Source organism: Paenibacillus sp. sgz302148, from assembly GCF_056120465.1.
Map to the genome: position 1 here is coordinate 232,475 of NZ_JBVYOJ010000008.1, position 16,824 is coordinate 249,298.

Below are 16,824 nucleotides of genomic sequence, written 5' to 3' on the forward strand. Positions count from 1 at the left end.
ATAAGGGTTTAGGGGGTTGCGAACATGAGTTATATCAAAACGTTATTCACAAGTTTAATGGAAATCGGGGCGGTTTGGTATGCTCTGATACCGGGGGCGATCGTTGCGATGTATTATTTGTACCGCACACGGAAGAAAGCTAAACATACGGAGAAATAATTCGGGCAAAACAGTGGAGCAGCATGCCGTGGCAGCTGTTCCACAACTTCATCGACAATCTGACATTTTCGTAAATTTGCGGCCTATTTTTATGCGTTAATTCCTCTTATAATGATGCTGTCAACCAATGATTGCGGCATATTCTCCATTATTACTTTCATTCGTTTCACGCTTCCGTTCCTCTGAATTCCTTCTTCACTCTTCTAGCATTCCCGAATACTTATTCGTTTTAATACTCGCTTTTTCCTGTATGAAAATTTCGTACTTGGAGGTGAGTTTATTTGTTTTGCAAAATATTGACGAGAGGGGTGGTGTTTAGTCTCTAGATTCTCGAATTTTGTGTATCCGCTTTCATTAACGATAAGGAGGAATTTGTATGCCAAAGCGTCCTCTCATTTTTGGCTTGATGCTCTGCCTCATGTTGTTGATGATTTGGCCAACGACGTCGAATGGCGCGGGTTTGACCGAAGGCGAAAGGGCCCGGCTCACCGACAAACTCGATGCATTGGTGAACGCAACGAATCGCCCTCAGTTGAAACAATACCTGGAAAAGGTGCGCAATGAAGCAAGCCTGACGGCAACCGCTTCCGAAGTTTCGAAAGAAAGCGAAACGGAAATCGAAAAAGCGCTCTCCTATGCCGTTAAGCTCGGAACGGACATCCAGGCCGCCGGCAATTCGCTGTGGATGAATTCCCCGTTTATCGTGTACAACGTGCCGGCGCTCAGTCCCGAGAAACGGCTGCCGGACATTGTTCCAAGCGATGGCAAAATCAGCGATCAAGTTGCGGTCGTTTCGGCGCAAAACGAATACGAGGCGGCTTCGTTCGTGCTTGTTCCGCTGGCCGACGTAAGTGCGGTAACCTTCACGGTACATAACCTGCAGGGAGATTCAGGCACAATCCCGGCCAGCGCCGTTGATATGCATGTCGTCAAGACGTGGTACCAAGGCGGTACGGCTTGGCAGAGCTATTTCTTCGATGATACCAAGGATGTACTCACGCCTGAACTCCTGTTGCATGACGAAAACTTAATCCATGTTGATCACGTTCAGAAGAAAAATTTCCTGCGCGTCGATTATCCGGCAGGCTCACAATACGTGAATATATCCGGGAGCCCGCCCGCTGCGTTTAATTCCTATACGGCACCGGTCGAAGACAGCCCTTCTTTATTGCCGGTCGCCTTGAAACAAGGCGAATCGAAGCAGATGTGGATTACGACGAAAGTGCCGGCCGGAACGCCGGAAGGCGTGTATACCGGAACGATCAGCATTACCGCGGACGGAGCGCCTGCGGGTGAGCTTACGCTGAAGATTCGCGTGCTGCCGTTCGAGCTTCCGGCTCCGAAGACGTATTACGATTTGAATAAAGACTTTTATGTCATGATGTATCATGGCTCCACGATGAAAAATGCGTTGGCCGGAACGGGAGGCAATACGGCGCTGGCGGAAACGAGGCTTCTAAATCAATATCGCAACTTAGTCGAACATAATGTGATCAATTTGCCGCCAAACGCAGTCTACGAACTCAATTCACCGCAAACCTACCTTCGCCAGCTGCAGCTGATGCAACAAGCCGGCATGAATTTGAACCCGCTCTTTGGCGTAGGTCCGGCGTTTACGTCCAATGAATACTACAGCGTATATAGCAGTTACCTAGTAGCCAAGAAAGCTTATGAAGCCAACCCGACGGACGCGAACAGAATCACGATGGAAAATAAATATGCCGCTTATTTGGCAACGCTTGCGCCCGCGAAAAATTACATTCAAACGGCGTTCAACGATGTTTCGGCAGCCGTCGGCCATACGAACCTGTATTTTGACGGATGGGATGAAGCGGATTGGAATCGGCTCATGTGGCAGCAGGAACTATGGCGGTATGCCAAAGAAAACGTTGGAGCGAAGATTTTTGCGACGGGCAATGATACCCACCTGAACTTAGCGGTAAAAGAAAATTTTCTGAACTGGGCCGGCGAACCGACGCGCGCGAAAGCAGATGTCTGGCATGCGCAAGGCAGCGACAAGATCATCACCAACTATGCGTACCCGCACTCCGGACCCGAAAATCCGGATTTTATGCGCCAGCGCCACGGCATGTGGATGTATAAAGCGAATTATGATGCTGTGTACAACTACATCTGGTATTTCGAAAGCCAATACGTGAACGTTTGGAGCGAGTACATCGATGCAACGTTCCGAGCCTTCAACTTCGTATATCCGACGAAAACGGATGTCATCGATACGATGGCATACGAAGGGTTTCGCGAAGGCATCGACGATATTCGTTACGCGACGAAGCTGAAGCAGCTCGCCCAGGAAGCCATCGCCTCCGGCGTTTCCGCCCGCGTTGCAGCCGCGAACAAAGCATTAACTTGGCTCGAAGCCGTTAATGAGCGATCGGCCAATGCGAATCTTGTCAGGAACGAAATGATCGCCCATATTATGAAAATGATCGATTTGGCCGCATCGAACTAAGGAGGGGACGTCCATGCCGAATAAAGCGAAGCTTATCGTATCGATGCTGCTCACGTTTTTGCTTATTTTCACATGCCTCGAGCCCGTGTTCGGAGCGACGCCGGTAACCAAGCTCGAATATAAAGTGAAATATGCCGCCGAGCACTTGTCGACGCCGATGGAATGGTACAACAGCAGTTATTTCAACAATCCGGACTACAAGGAGAACCGGTTCGTGCAATATTGGACGGAGACAACGATCGCTCCCGGAGGCCCTCGCGATACGGGCTTTTATATGACGTACAACGAAGAAGGACTGCAAATCTTTTTTCAATCGAATGAGGCGGAAAGGGAAGCGAACGGCGTATTGAAGAACAGTTCGATCGAGATGTTCCTTCAGCCCGGACAGGGTGACAATACTTATCATCAGATGATTATTCAAACGAATGGCAGCCCGATCGAATATTACGAATGGCAAACGGAAAATCGTAATAACCTGCCGTTTCAGGGAAACGTAACCGTGGTCAACGAAGAAATCCCGACGGGGTGGGGGACGGCGGTTACTATCCCATGGGAAACGTACTATCAGTATGTGCCGCTGAATGGAGAAGACTGGGGTTTCATGATGATCCGTTGGGCACCCTCCAACTTTTCCCCGACATGGGGCGGTCATGTACATCAGATCGGACGGTTTAACGTGCTCGACTTTCAGGCGCCGACGGTAGAGCAGCGCACGGCCATTCAGAAGAACATCATCCATAAGGCATGGCAGAAGTTTAATCTGGCGGCTGCGCAATTAAACGCCACGTGGCTGAATGGCGATTCGGACGATGCCTACTTCTTCAACCAACGTATTCAGCCATTGATCGCCAGCGGTCAGGCAAGCGGGAGCCAGATTCCGAATCTGGACAGCTTGAGCGCGGCGGAAATCGCAGCTTTGTACACGCACGTCGGAGAATGGTTCGGATTGCCATATGATGCGGAGGATGCGCGAAATTCCTATTTGAACGATAAGTTCTTTTCGAACGAGTCGCCGGGCGCGATCAATCCCCCTTCGGGGTTCACCGCAAAAGGGGCGCCGAGCGGCGTGGATTTAACATGGGCAGCAAGCACGAGCCCCAATGTCGTTGGTTACAACATTTATGCAGACGGCTCGAAAATAAACACGGAGCCTGTCAGCGGCACTGCTTTTCATGCGAATGGACTCTCATTCGGCACAACGTACAACTTTCAGGTTGAGGCGGTAAGCGGGAGCGGCGGCGTCTCCGACAAAATTTCGGCGACGGGCACGCCTTCGCATTATTTGATCGAGCTCGACCGTTGGGGGATCCATAGCGACGGCACAGACGCTTTAAATACGGTGAACGGTTTGAATCAAGCCATTCAATGGGCGCACGGCCAAGGGATAACGGCGGTTTATTTGCCCGTGGGCACTTATTTGATTCCAGTGGCCGGCGAAGTTCATATTTTAAGCAATCTATTGTTTGAGATGGCGCCGAATGCCATTGTGAAGAAGGAAACAAACGGCAAAGAGTCTTATCGCGTCTTTTATGTCGGCTACGGGGACGATCAAGTGACCATCAAGGGAGGGCAGGTTGTCGGTGACCGGGATACCCATGATTATTCGAAGAAAGACACTCCGTATTCTTCCGGCACGCATGAAAACGGGCATGGCATTTTCATTGAAAGCGCCAAAAATACCGTTGTCGACAGAGTAAAAGCGTATAATTTCACCGGAGACGCTGTTGTCGTTGGCACGCAAGCCGTAATGGGAAGCGCCGTGAATGCCGGAAACTTCGAATCCGGAGCATTGGACGCGAATGGACAGAAGACGCCCGATGCCTCCAAAATTCGGACCAATAAAACATTCCCGCTGACGAATGCCCGTTTTCAAGCGGAACGTTGGTTTGAATTATCGAACTGGCGCAATGCGATAGTCCCGATTCATGTGTTTTTCTATGATAGCGCTATGAACTTTATTTCCAGCGCCGATGCCAATATTCGCGAACGCGTTTCGATTCCGAACGGAGCCACGCAGATGCGCCTCACGGTCGATCAAGCTTCAGCCGACGGAATATACGGCGAGTATTGGAATCGCGCACCTTCGACAAACACGATCATTCGCAATTCGGAGCTGGCTTCAAACCGGCGCCAGGGAGTTACGGTTAGCGGCGCAACGAACATGCTGATCGAGAACAATATCATTCATGACACGAATGGAATTGCGTCGATGTCCGGAGTTAACGTGACAGCTGCCAACGGGGCGAAGAATGAAGACGTGACGATCCGTGGAAACACGTTTTATGGAAACGTCCGGAACGATGTCTTGTTGTATGACGGCTACGGTGCATTAATTGAAAACAACCAATTCAACTCCATAGGGGCGTACGGGGTATTGGAGGGCGAAGCGTTCGCAGGCGGCGCAACCGTGCAAAACAATACGTTTGAACAAACGAACATCAAGGCGAGCAAAGACATCCAATTCGTTAACAATACGATGTCGGGAGGGGCGGCAACCTTCACGGGCAATCAGATTATCGTTGACGGCTTGAATGCGACAGACACCCGCATCAGCGTAACCAACAATGTGTACGGCGGGATCCAGCTTGCAAATGTAAACCTGAACATTACAAGTTCCGATCGGGACACAGGTCTGAGCATTTGGGGGGATGCCGGAACTAGCTTTAAGAACGTCACGATATCTGGCAGTCCTTCCCTTCGTTCCATAGGGGGCGGTGGTGCGGCATATCATGAATTCGACAACCTGCGGGTTGTCGGCTACAACCCGGTTCAAGGCATCAATCTGCTGGACGGCAATTATACCAACAGTTATTTCGAAGCCGGGGAGGGCGGCAAAGCTTGTGTTCTGTTAAAAACGGGCGGCAAATACGTCTTTGACCATGCGACTTTTGCAGGAAATACAAGCGGCGGCGGCGGGCTATGCGGGGAAAGTCCCAATCTCGACCTGACCGTCACGAATTCGAATTTTGCGATGAAAGGTCCCGGCTCGGCCATATCCATTCGTCAAGACAAAAAAGTGCTAATCGATGGCAACACGATTACGGCAACTGGGGCATCGGCCGCCGTTCCGATCGTTTATATCGGCTACTACTGGGACCGGATGAATCCGGCGAAAGTCGCAGACACAACGATCCGTAACAACCAGGTTACATCGGATATAGCGGGAATTACGGGGATTTCGACGGAGTACGCCGGCGTAGGCGCCGAACCGTTCACGATCACGAACAACACGTTAAATCATGCTGTCATGAAGCTCAAATCCAATGATATTTCAAGCGGCAATGTAATCAATCCATAAGTAAGCCGTTTTCCCGGCTCGGCATGTTCAGCCCCCAAACGTGCTCCGTATGAAGGAGTTCGTCTGCGAGGCTACATGTCATGGATTTTTTTGGTACTCCGTTCTCATGCGGAATTGTGCAATTATGGTATAATTTGATGGTTCGTCGCAATGATTCGCCGTAATTATCGAATGATCAAGTCCAAACAGATGAATGAGGATTTCCTATGCAGATGCTGAAACAAAGAATATTATACATGTTTCTGACCGGTACCGTCGCTGTCGTCATCGGGGGCTGCCAATCCGGGGCCGGAGAAAAACCTGTAATGCCGCAGGAGGAGGTAGCCTCGAGCACGGCGGCAGAGGGAACGGGCCAACCGGATTTGATCGATTCGGGAACGGGAGCGACTCAACCGGAATCGAAGGGAGTTGAATCGAAGGAGCCGGAGCCGGAGCCGGAGCCGGCAAAAACAGAGCCGTCTACATCCGCAACGCCGTCCTCGACTCCGCAAATCCCGACGGAATCGCCGGGCACCGAACAAAAGGCGCCTTCCGATTCTAAGGGGACGAACGCCTCGATTGCAATCGTCGAAGGTGTATACAAGGTTGCGGGCGATAGCCCGCTTTGGTTCGGGGAAGCCATCGTCACGAAGAAGAAGAAAGGCCTTTACCGGTTGGAGGTGAATATCATGACCGGGCTATCGCATCATATCGGCTCGATCGAGTCGGATTTCACCGTTCAGGGAGGCGTCGTCAAGCTGACCGACGAGCAGTATAAAGCCGTGACCGTTACCGTCGAGGATAATCGCCTTGAGATCGACTACCCTGAGTCGGAATCTTTTGGCGGGGCTAATGCCGAGCCTAAAGGCTATTTTTATTTGTTCCGGTCTGCCGCGGAGGATACTCCGTTTCAAAAGAAGCTGTACAATGCCGTTCAATTGGAAGAAACGTACCGCGAAGGCTTTACCGATATGCTGACGATCTATTCGGAGGAGGGCAAGCAGCTGCTTCTGCTGCAGTCGCACAGCACAATCCATCGCGACGTTATCGTTTCGGAATATCTCGTTCAATATGACGAGCGGAAGAAGTCGTTCTTGAACATAGGGGAGATTGGGCCTGGTGGGGAACGCACCAAGCTGAGCAAAGCGTTGAAGAGGCTTGGTTATGGCGATGACACCATATACGAAGCGACGCGCAAGGCGGAATTCGACCGGTACCAGGAAGTTTTGATGGAGCGGTTCGACGAGAACATGACGAACATGGATGCGCCGCTGACGGACGAGGAAGCTTTTTATGTCGCGATGGGCATCGATGGCAAGACTCGTGCCGAGAACAATACCCGCGACGAGCATAATATCGGCTCGATTTTTATCCAAGAGTTGGATTCGTCAAACGATAAAACCGTGACGATTCACATCTACGAGCTGGTTCGCAATAGCGATGACGACGAACATACGGCGACTGGCGCATGGCTTGAAGTGGATCGGGCGACGGGCAAGGTGACGGATATGCTGGATGACCTGTGAGCGGGAAGCAAGAGCGTCAATTAATAATAACGCCACACGATATAAGGAAGGTGATTGAAATTGGGTATGCTTTACGAAATCATTCATCGCGCTTTACATCAAAGCACGAACCAGAACAGCGACTGTGCGGCGGATGAGGCGGCGGAGAAGCTCATGCAGATCAGCCATCACGTAGCGGATCGGAAGCTGATGGAGTTTTATATGCAGGAAACGGACATTCGTTCGAAGACGGGGGTCTTAAGCGGAAAACGATAATATGGAGCTTAAGTAACAACATGCCGCACGGAAGGGACAACATGGTCCCCTCCGCGTGGTTTTTTGCGTTCCGACTGGCATTTACGGCAAACGGTAAAAAGCAAGCGGCTCCCCGCTGCGGAATGGCCGGCTCAGGTGCGCTAGCTGCTGCAGCGTATCCTCGTCAAGCGTTAAGGAGGCGCTGGGCAAATTGTCGGCCAGCTGCGCGACGCTTGTCGCGCCAACGATTACGGAAGACACCGCCGGCTGCCGAATGAGCCAAGCAAGCGAAAGGACGCCGGCCGAACAGCCGAGCTGATCGGCGAGCGCGCTCACGCCTTGACCCAGGGCGATCGTGCGATCGTTGATAAACTTGGCGAAATTCGGCTCTTTCTCGATTCGCGAACCGGCCGGAACGCTGCCCGGCGTGTTGTATTTGCCGGTCAATATGCCCCCGGCCAGCGGAAAATACGGGATGATGCCGACGCCTTGATCCAAGCACATCGGGACAAACTCTTGCTCCGGCGTCCGGTCCGCCAAGGAGTAGCTGATTTGCGTGGAAACGTAACGGTTCAGCCCCTTAAGCTCGCTTATGCCAATCGCCTTCATCAGCTCCCATGCGGCATAGTTCGAGGCGCCGATATAGCGCACTTTGCCCGATCGTACCATGTCGTCCAAAGCGCGAAGCGTTTCCTCCAGAGGCGTGTTCGGATCGAACGTATGGATTTGGTACAGGTCGACGTAATCGGTTTTGAGCCGCTTCAAGCTGCCTTCCAGCTCCAGCATGAGATGATAACGGGACGAGCCCCGTTCATTGATCCCCGGACCTTTCACCAAGCCGGCCTTCGTCGCCAATACGACATTGTGACGTTTTCCCGTCAATGCGTCGCCAATGATGCTCTCCGATTGGGAGCGGGTATAAATGTTGGCCGTATCGATAAAATTAATCCCCTGCTCGAGTGCAAAATGGATGATATCGGCCGAAGTTTGCGCGTCGGCGCGTCCGCCGAACGAATTCGTGCCCAAACCGAGCGCGGACACATGCAGCCCGCTGCCTCCAAGACGATGGTATTTCATCGTGAGCTTCCCCTCGCTTTGCTGCTGGAATAAGTACATACTTCGAGTGTATTGAATCGAAGGGCAAATGTCTAATCGAAATAGCCGCGCGTTGACGTGTGTGATGCTTTTTTATGGATAGAAGCTCTACTAGTAGTTCACGAATGTTTGATGGAATTTTCCATCGTAAAACTGCTCCTCATATCTATCATTTGTATATTCCGAAATGACATTACGCCAGAAAACTTGTGCCGGCATATTCTTTTCAATTTGGGTCACTTCCCACGATCCTCTATACATATCGAATATTTTTTTAGCAATATTTTTACCGTACCCATTTCGTCTATATCTCTTCGCAATAAAAAACTCTGCAATCTTGTTTATTTCCTTTCCATTCTTCTCTACTCTTTTAACCAGGACAAAACCTATTATTGTATCGTTTAATTTGACGATGAATGAAGAGTGATTGACTTGATCATCCCAGTATGGATCTAACGAATAAAATCCGAAATTCCCGTTTTCCGATAATTCAATGTCCAAGTACTCGCTAAAATCATACACATAGTATTCAATAAGATGTTCCAGTACTTGTCTTTCTTCAACCGGAACTTTATGCAGGTTGATATCCAGTAGAAACTCCCCCTTTTTTAATCCTAATTATATATTTGGAACCTTTTGACATGAAAGTGCGAGTTTCATTGAAGTCATATTCCCCATGGAAGCTTCATATATTCATTTTGAATTGTAATATTATGGTAATATCCATTGCTGCCCTTCTCCATCGGGACTATAATAATAGCGAAAATATGTAGCCGGAAGAAATGGACGGACATCCATTCGGCGTCAGGCAGAGGAGGCCGATCATGCGCGGGATATTGCCCTTTTTGAAACCGTACCGCCTTGCTATGGGCGTAGCCTTGTTTCTAATGCTCGTGGAGTTGGTCGTCGAGCTGCTCCAGCCGTTGTTCATGTCGAAGATGATTGACGACGGCATCTTGAAGGGAGATATCTCCGTCGTCCTGTTGTGGGGCGGTGTCATGGCCTTGTTCACGATCGTTTCATTCGCTTCGGGATTGATTAACTCGTTTTATGCAGCCCACGCGAGCCAAAGTTTCGGTGCGGATATCCGGGAAAAGCTGTACGGCAAAATACAATCGCTTACATTCGCGGCATTCAGCCGTTTTGCGACCTCATCTTTGATTACGCGATTGACGAACGATGTCACGCAAATTCAGAATACGTTGTTTATGGGCTTGCGTATCGCCATGCGCGCTCCGCTGCTCGTCATCGGCGGCGTGACGATGGCATTCGTCGTTCATGCCAAGCTTGCGTTTATCGTAGCGGTTATGATCCCGGTTGTTGTTCTGTTTCTGCTGCAAGTGATGAAGCTAACGGGCAAGCTGTTCCGCTCGGTTCAGGAGAAGCTCGATGGCGTGAACGGCGTCATGCAGGAAAATTTGTCGAGGATGCGGCTGATCAAAGCGTTTCTTCGGCGGAAGCACGAGGTGCAGCGGTTCACCCGGGCGAGCGGCGAGCTGATGGATCGGACCGTATCCGCGCTCCGCATCGTTGAATCGTCCATGCCGGTAGTCCTGCTCATTATGAACGTGAGCGTAATCGTCGTTTTATGGTACGGCAGACATCAGATCGACAGCGGCGGTGCCAGTGTCGGAGCCGTCGTCGCCGTCGTCAACTACGCGGTGCGCATTACGGCTGCGCTATCGATCGTGTCGATGATCATCATGGCTTTTGCCCGGGCCAAGGCTTCCGCCGCCCGCATCTCCGAAGTGCTGGAAACCGAGGACGTAACCGGAGTTGCCTTGCAGTCGAAGATCGGTGCGGTAAGCGGAAATAGGGGAGAGGGCGATGTTGAATTTGAGCGCGTTTCGTTCCGTTACCCGGGCAGCCGGGCTGAGGTGCTGGATGGCGTCAGCTTCCGGGCAAGAGGCGGGGAACGAATTGCGATCATGGGCGCGACGGGATCGGGCAAATCAACCCTGTTCCAGCTGCTGCTGCGGCTTTACGATATCGAGCAAGGAGCGATCCGAGTCGACGGCGTCGATATTCGCGACGTGAGCCCGGGCGAAGTGCGTCAAGCTATCGGGTATGTGCCGCAGGAGGCGATGCTGTTCAGCGGAACCGTAAGGGAGAATATCGCCTGGGGCAACGAATACGCGTCGGAGGACGAAATCGTCGAAGCGGCCAAGCGGGCGCAAATCCACGATACGATCGCGAAGCTGCCGCAAGGGTACGATACGGTTATCGGGCAGCGCGGCGTCAATTTGTCCGGCGGACAGAAACAGCGGTTATCCATTGCCCGCGCACTTGTTCGCAAGCCGGCGGTGCTGCTGCTCGACGACAGCACGAGCGCGCTTGACGTCAAGACCGAGGCGAAGCTTCTTCAAGAGCTGAAGGCGTTATCCTGCACGACGCTGATGATCACGCAAAAAATAAGCACGGCAACGGGCGCGGACCGTATCGTGCTGCTGGAGGACGGCGCCGTTCTTGCTGCGGGAAGCCATGACGAGCTCGTGCGTCACTCCTCCTTATATCAGCGCATATACCGTTCGCAGGTCGGAGAGGAGGGCGCTGAGGATGCTCAAGGAATTAAGCAAACCTTTTCAATATCCTAGAGGAAAGCAGCAGCCAAAAGGGAAACAAGCTATGGGCCAAACCGCTCCCCAAGCAGGGGACACGGCCAAGGGCAAACGGGGAGCCAAAGATTGGCGCGGCACGTTACAACGGATCTGGGCTTACCTTGCCGCAAGCAAAGGCAAGCTGGCAGCGGTTCTATGCATGGTGGTGGCAAGCTCGCTGCTGGCACTGCTAGGTCCGTTCCTGATCGGCCGCGCCATCGACGACTACATCGTAGACCGAAGCCACGACGGCCTGCTGCAGCTTCTCATCGGACTGGCCGGCGTATACGCCTTTTATTCGCTATCGCTCTGGCTGCAGAACGTATGGATGATTGGCATCGCGCAAAACACGGTATACCGGATGCGGACCGAGCTGTTCCGGCATTTGCACAAGCTGCCGATTTCGTTTTTCGACAAGCGCCGCCATGGCGAGCTGATGAGCCGCGTGACGAACGATATCGATAACGTGAGCTCTACGCTGAACAGCTCGTTCATTCAGGTGATCTCCAGCGTGCTGACCCTGCTCGGAACTTTGTCCGTCATGATTTGGCTGAGCCCGCAGCTCACCCTGCTGACCTTGATCGTCGTGCCGTTATTAATTTACGGCTTGCGCTGGATCACTTCTCGGACCGGCCGGTTATTCAAGGAGCAGCAGCGGAATTTGGGCGATATGAACGGATTTATCGAGGAAACGATGTCCGGGCAAATGATCGTCAAAAGCTTTTCGCTGGAAACCAAATTGATGGCCGAATTCCGCGGCAAAAACGAGCGGCTGAAGGTATCCGCCTTCTGGGCGCAAACATTCACGGGCTTCATTCCGAAGCTGATGAACGCATTGAACAACTTAAGCTTCGTGATCGTGGCGGGCATCGGAGGCGTGTTTGCGCTGAACGGCGCGATTACGATCGGAACGATCGTTATTTTCGCCGAATATTCGCGGCAGTTCACAAGACCGCTGAGCGACCTCGCGAACCAGTTCAACACCGTGCTGTCGGCGGTGGCCGGCGCGGAGCGGGTGTTCGAGCTACTGGACGAGGAAGAGGAGCGCAACGATGAACGAACGGCGGTATCGCTGGAACGTGTGGAAGGGCATGTACAATTCTCGGATGTTTGCTTCTCTTACGAGCAGGATGGCGAGACGATCGCCGATTTGAGCTTTGAAGCGAAGCCGGGGGAAACGATCGCTTTGGTCGGTCCGACCGGAGCGGGCAAAACGACGGTGATCAACCTGCTCTCGCGGTTTTACGACGCAGATAGCGGCGTGATCCGCATCGACGGCCACGACGTCAAGACGATCCGGCGCGAAAGCCTTCGCGCGCATATGGCCTTTGTGCTGCAGGATTCGTTCTTGTTCCGGGGAACGATTCGGGACAACATTCGTTACGGGCGGCTGGACGCAACCGACGAAGAGATCGCGGAAGCGGCGAAGGAAGCCAACGCCCATTCGTTTATTATGAAGCTGCCGGACGGCTACGACACGATGCTGAAGCACGAAGGCGCAGGCATCAGCCAAGGCCAGAAGCAGTTGATCTCGATCGCGAGGGCCATTGTGGCGAATCCTGCCGTTCTCATACTGGATGAGGCGACGAGCAGCATCGATACGATTACGGAGCTTCAAATCCAGGAAGCGTTGCAGCGTCTGATGCGTGGGCGAACTAGCTTCATTATAGCTCATCGCTTGAATACGGTTAGGAATGCCGACCGCATTATCGTTCTGAAGGAAGGAAGACTTCTCGAGCAAGGATCCCATGAAGAGCTGCTTCGTGAACATGGTTTTTACCATGAGCTTTTCACCCAGACGATGAAATGATTCAATTCCGTGGGTGATATTTGGAAGGATTATCCGTCGCCTTGTAGAATCCAATAAGTCGGAGGTGCTGCGGATGCCCATTCAATATCCATTGCGGGAAGAACCCGGCAAAACGATGTTTGTATTCGAGAAGCAAGGCAAGGTATACGGCCATATCGTCAAAAATCGGACGGATAAAGCGCCGGCCAAGTTTTTGTTCGAAACGCCGAAGTTCGATTCGATCGAGCAGCTCAAGGCGGAGTATCCCGAGGCGGAATAACCAGATTATGCATCTTTCACATCCCCGGGTTTCTATGCTATAGTACGGATAACTAAAGAAGAAATCCGGAACCGGCGAGCCTCCCGCTTGCCGTTTTCGGGAGAGGTTCGCGAACTCCCTCTATAAAAAACTAAGGAAAACGATATCGCGCAAGGTATCGTTTTCTTCCTTTAGGGTTTCTTTATAGCACGTTCCAAGAATCTCTTCTTCTCAAGTTCAACGATGAGAAAAAGAGGAGATTGACGATGAAACAAAACAAAGCGATCGTCGTATTCAGCGGCGGTCAAGACAGCACGACCTGCCTGTTCTGGGCGCGGGAACGATTCCAAGAAGTCGAAGCCATTACGTTTAATTACGGACAGCGCCACAAGATCGAGTTGGAATGCGCCGCAAGCATTGCCAAGGAATTAGGGATCAGACATCATGTGCTGGACATGTCCTTATTGAATCAGTTGGCTCCCAACGCGCTTACGCGGGATGATATCGCGATTGAGGAGGAGCCGGGAAAGCTTCCTACTACCTTCGTCGACGGCCGGAATTTGCTGTTCTTGTCATTCGCTGCCGTCTTGGCGAAGCAGATCGGGGCCCGGCATATCGTCACGGGCGTATGCGAAACGGATTTTAGCGGTTATCCGGACTGCCGGGACGTGTTCATCAAATCGCTGAACGTGACGTTGAATTTATCGATGGATTACCCTTTCGTTATTGAAACTCCGTTAATGTGGATCGATAAATCGGAAACCTGGGCGCTGGCGGATCGTCTTGGCGCTTTCGAATTTGTGCGCCATAAAACCGTCACCTGCTACAACGGAAGCATTGCCGACGGCTGCGGGGAATGTCCTGCTTGCCGGCTTCGCCGCAAAGGCTTGGACGAGTATCTGGCAACGCGAGGCGAGGTGGACAAGCGATGATTCAACAAATTTATCCTTCGATCCAGCATTCTTTCAAGTATGAATTGAACAAGGACATTCACTTCGCGGCGGCTCATTATATCCCAAGCGAAGATGCCGGCAAATGCCGTCAGATGCATGGACATACGTATTTCGCCAATATCACCATTGCCGGAAATGAACTGGATGCGTCGGGGTTCCTCGTTAATTTTGCGACGATCAAGCAGCTGATTCACGACCGTTTTGATCATACGCTTTTGAATGACGATATCGCCTGCTTCGACGACGGGGATTCCCGCCGATTTCCGACAACCGAGATCGTCGCGAGAACAATGGCCGACCTCATTCAGCGCCACTTGGACGATACGGCCAATCGGCCTGTTTGCCTGCAAGTTTTTTTGAGGGAAACGCCAACCAGCTATGTCGTATACCGTCCGAAAGCGGGGGATCGGCATGGAGAATAACCGCATTCCCGTTCTCGAAATATTTGGTCCCACCATCCAGGGAGAAGGCATGGTGATCGGGCAAAAAACGATGTTCGTCCGCACGGCCGGCTGTGATTATGCCTGCACTTGGTGCGACTCCAGCTTTACTTGGGACGGATCGGCGAAGCATGAAATCCAGTGGATGACGGCAGATGAGGTTGTGAATGAACTGCGCCGCTTGGGAGGAGCGGCTTTCGGCCATGTTACGATTTCCGGGGGCAATCCCGCTTTACTCAAGCAGGTCGGGGACTTGGTCGATGTACTGCATGAGCAGGGGATCGGCGTTGCGCTGGAAACGCAAGGAAGCCGGTGGCAGGATTGGTTTTTGGACATCGACGACTTAACGCTTTCGCCGAAGCCTCCAAGCTCTACGATGGAGACCGATTGGCAGAAGCTTGACGATATCGTGGATCGGCTCTTGAACCAGAAGCGGAACTTCAGCTTGAAGGTCGTTGTTTTTGACGAGGGAGATTTAGAATACGCGGTAAATGTGCATCTCCGTTATCCTAAGGTACCTATGTATCTGCAGGCGGGTAACGACGATGTCGCGGAAGCGGACTGCGATGTGCTGCGGAACCGCCTTATCACGCGTTACGAATGGCTGATCGCAAAGGTCATGGCATCCGAGCAATTGAAGCAGGTCAGGGTACTGCCGCAGCTTCATACGTGGGTTTGGGGGAACAAACGCTGCGTATGACCGGGAGATAGAACTAGGAAGTCCATACGACGCTAACATAAAGAAGCTTCAGGTCAGTCGAAATATTTTCGGCAGCCTGAAGCTTTTTATATTAATGCGATTGCAGCTTACGTTTTGCAATGAGGCCTTTCTTCACTTCAAGCTCTCGCGCGCGGCGCGGCAGAAACGTTCCAGCGCTTCCTCCACGATTGCCCGCGGACAAGCCAAATTGATTCGCAGGTAGCCTTCGCTGCCGAATACCGACCCTTCGCTGAACGCGACTTTTGCTTGCTGGAACATGAGCTCCTTCAAGCCTTTCACGTCTTTGCCGAGTCCGCGGCAGTCAACCCATAACAGGTATGTGCCTTCCGGCCGCATCGGCTTCACTTCCGGCAAATGCTCCGCCAAATACGAGATGGCGTAGTCGACGTTGCCTTGAATATAAACGAGCAGTTCGTCCAGCCAGCCTTCGCTTTCGTTGTAGGCGGCGATTACGGCATCCGGGAAGAAATAGTGCATCATATGCAGGCTGAGCGCTTTGATCCGGGAGTCGAGCTTGCGTTTCAGCTCCGGATTCGGCGTTACGACATAGGATGCTTGCAGGCCCGGAAGGTTGAACGTTTTCGTCGGTGCGAGGCAAGTAAGCGTCCGGTTCGCATGGTCTTCCGACAACGACGCGAACGGATAGTGCGTATGACCCGGCAGCGCAAGGTCGCAGTGAATTTCGTCGGATACGACGATGACGTCGTATTTGCGGCACAGCTCGCCGAGGCGAAGCAGCTCTTCTTTCTCCCATACGCGTCCGCCCGGGTTGTGCGGGCTGCACAGCAGCATCAGCTTCGCTCCGCCGCGCATCCATTCTTCCAGGTTGTCATAGTCCATCTCGAATCGCCCGTTGCGTTCGATAAGCGGGCTTTTGGCCACCTCGCGCCCGTTCAACTTAATGACATCGTAGAATGGGTAATATACAGGCGATTGCAAGATGACTTTGCTCCCCGGCTCGCTGAATTGCTCAACGGCCAAGCTTAACGCAGGCACGATGCCCGGCGTATCGGACAGCCAATTCGGATCGATCACCCAGTTGTGGCGTTTCCGAAACCACTTGACGATCGCATCCACGAAATCTTCCGTCCGGATCGTATACCCGTACGTGCTTTGCGAGGCCCGTTTCATAATCGCTTCGCGAACGGCGGGCGGGCTTTCGAAATCCATGTCGGCAACCCATAGCGGAAGAATGTCCTTCTCCCCGAACAGCTTCTCCGACTGGTCCCATTTATACGAGCGCGTATTGCGCCTGTCGATCGAGCGGTCAAAATCATAACGTTTCGTGCTCATATGATCCATTC

The 16,824-nt window shown here is 52.3% G+C and carries 14 protein-coding genes and 1 riboswitch; of the genes, 11 read left to right on the forward strand and 3 right to left on the reverse strand.

Annotated elements, in window-relative coordinates; genetic code table 11:
• Positions 1 to 24 precede the first annotated feature (24 nt).
• The 5 genes from AC0LWM_RS14150 (at position 25) to AC0LWM_RS14170 (ending at position 7,687) form a co-directional block, all read left to right on the forward strand.
• On the forward strand, positions 25 to 159 hold the full coding sequence (locus AC0LWM_RS14150; RefSeq protein ID WP_474675593.1) for a hypothetical protein: 135 nt from the start codon (positions 25 to 27) through the stop codon (positions 157 to 159).
• Between the two features lie 376 nt (positions 160 to 535).
• Complete coding sequence (locus AC0LWM_RS14155) at positions 536 to 2,629, forward strand: hypothetical protein (protein WP_474675594.1); 2,094 nt, start codon at positions 536 to 538, stop codon at positions 2,627 to 2,629.
• 13 nt (positions 2,630 to 2,642) lie between these two features.
• Positions 2,643 to 5,927: a right-handed parallel beta-helix repeat-containing protein gene (locus tag AC0LWM_RS14160; protein ID WP_474675595.1), complete on the forward strand. Its 3,285-nt coding sequence runs from the start codon at positions 2,643 to 2,645 to the stop codon at positions 5,925 to 5,927.
• A 206-nt stretch (positions 5,928 to 6,133) separates the two neighbouring features.
• Positions 6,134 to 7,432, forward strand: coding sequence for a hypothetical protein (locus tag AC0LWM_RS14165; protein WP_474675596.1), 1,299 nt, complete (start codon positions 6,134 to 6,136; stop codon positions 7,430 to 7,432).
• Between the two features lie 60 nt (positions 7,433 to 7,492).
• Positions 7,493 to 7,687 (forward strand): hypothetical protein, encoded by a 195-nt coding sequence (locus tag AC0LWM_RS14170; protein WP_474675597.1) that lies wholly within the window; start codon positions 7,493 to 7,495, stop codon positions 7,685 to 7,687.
• Positions 7,688 to 7,768: 81 nt separating this feature from the next.
• On the opposite strand, the gene AC0LWM_RS14175 is transcribed toward AC0LWM_RS14170, so the two are convergent.
• Both AC0LWM_RS14175 and AC0LWM_RS14180 read right to left on the reverse strand, forming a co-directional pair.
• The gene (locus AC0LWM_RS14175; RefSeq protein WP_474675598.1) at positions 7,769 to 8,743 is read right to left on the reverse strand and encodes an aldo/keto reductase; all 975 of its coding nucleotides are present in this window, start codon (positions 8,741 to 8,743) and stop codon (positions 7,769 to 7,771) included.
• 129 nt (positions 8,744 to 8,872) lie between these two features.
• Positions 8,873 to 9,262, reverse strand: coding sequence for a GNAT family N-acetyltransferase (locus AC0LWM_RS14180; protein WP_474675599.1), 390 nt, complete (start codon positions 9,260 to 9,262; stop codon positions 8,873 to 8,875).
• A gap of 323 nt (positions 9,263 to 9,585) precedes the next feature.
• Here AC0LWM_RS14180 and AC0LWM_RS14185 point away from each other — a divergent pair, with 323 nt between their 5' ends.
• The 6 genes from AC0LWM_RS14185 (at position 9,586) to queE (ending at position 15,499) form a co-directional block, all read left to right on the forward strand.
• Positions 9,586 to 11,355 carry an ABC transporter ATP-binding protein gene (locus AC0LWM_RS14185; RefSeq protein ID WP_474675600.1) on the forward strand — a complete coding sequence of 590 codons (1,770 nt, stop codon included), beginning with the start codon at positions 9,586 to 9,588 and terminating at the stop codon, positions 11,353 to 11,355.
• On the forward strand, positions 11,318 to 13,168 hold the full coding sequence (locus AC0LWM_RS14190; RefSeq protein ID WP_474675601.1) for an ABC transporter ATP-binding protein: 1,851 nt from the start codon (positions 11,318 to 11,320) through the stop codon (positions 13,166 to 13,168). The genes AC0LWM_RS14185 and AC0LWM_RS14190 overlap by 38 nt, the downstream gene beginning before the upstream one ends.
• Positions 13,169 to 13,241: 73 nt before the next feature.
• Positions 13,242 to 13,427, forward strand: a complete 186-nt coding sequence (locus AC0LWM_RS14195) for a hypothetical protein (protein ID WP_474675602.1) — start codon at positions 13,242 to 13,244, stop codon at positions 13,425 to 13,427.
• A gap of 96 nt (positions 13,428 to 13,523) precedes the next feature.
• A riboswitch (PreQ1 riboswitch) is annotated at positions 13,524 to 13,567 on the forward strand.
• Between the two features lie 105 nt (positions 13,568 to 13,672).
• Positions 13,673 to 14,338, forward strand: coding sequence for a 7-cyano-7-deazaguanine synthase QueC (queC, locus tag AC0LWM_RS14200; RefSeq protein ID WP_474675603.1), 666 nt, complete (start codon positions 13,673 to 13,675; stop codon positions 14,336 to 14,338).
• Positions 14,335 to 14,781: a 6-pyruvoyl trahydropterin synthase family protein gene (locus AC0LWM_RS14205; protein ID WP_474675604.1), complete on the forward strand. Its 447-nt coding sequence runs from the start codon at positions 14,335 to 14,337 to the stop codon at positions 14,779 to 14,781. Before queC ends, AC0LWM_RS14205 begins: the two co-directional genes overlap by 4 nt.
• Positions 14,771 to 15,499 carry a 7-carboxy-7-deazaguanine synthase QueE gene (queE, locus tag AC0LWM_RS14210; RefSeq protein ID WP_474675605.1) on the forward strand — a complete coding sequence of 243 codons (729 nt, stop codon included), beginning with the start codon at positions 14,771 to 14,773 and terminating at the stop codon, positions 15,497 to 15,499. The genes AC0LWM_RS14205 and queE overlap by 11 nt, the downstream gene beginning before the upstream one ends.
• A 132-nt stretch (positions 15,500 to 15,631) precedes the next feature.
• Here queE and AC0LWM_RS14215 read toward each other — a convergent pair whose 3' ends face one another.
• On the reverse strand, positions 15,632 to 16,813 hold the full coding sequence (locus tag AC0LWM_RS14215; protein ID WP_474675606.1) for a MalY/PatB family protein: 1,182 nt from the start codon (positions 16,811 to 16,813) through the stop codon (positions 15,632 to 15,634).
• Positions 16,814 to 16,824 lie beyond the last annotated feature (11 nt).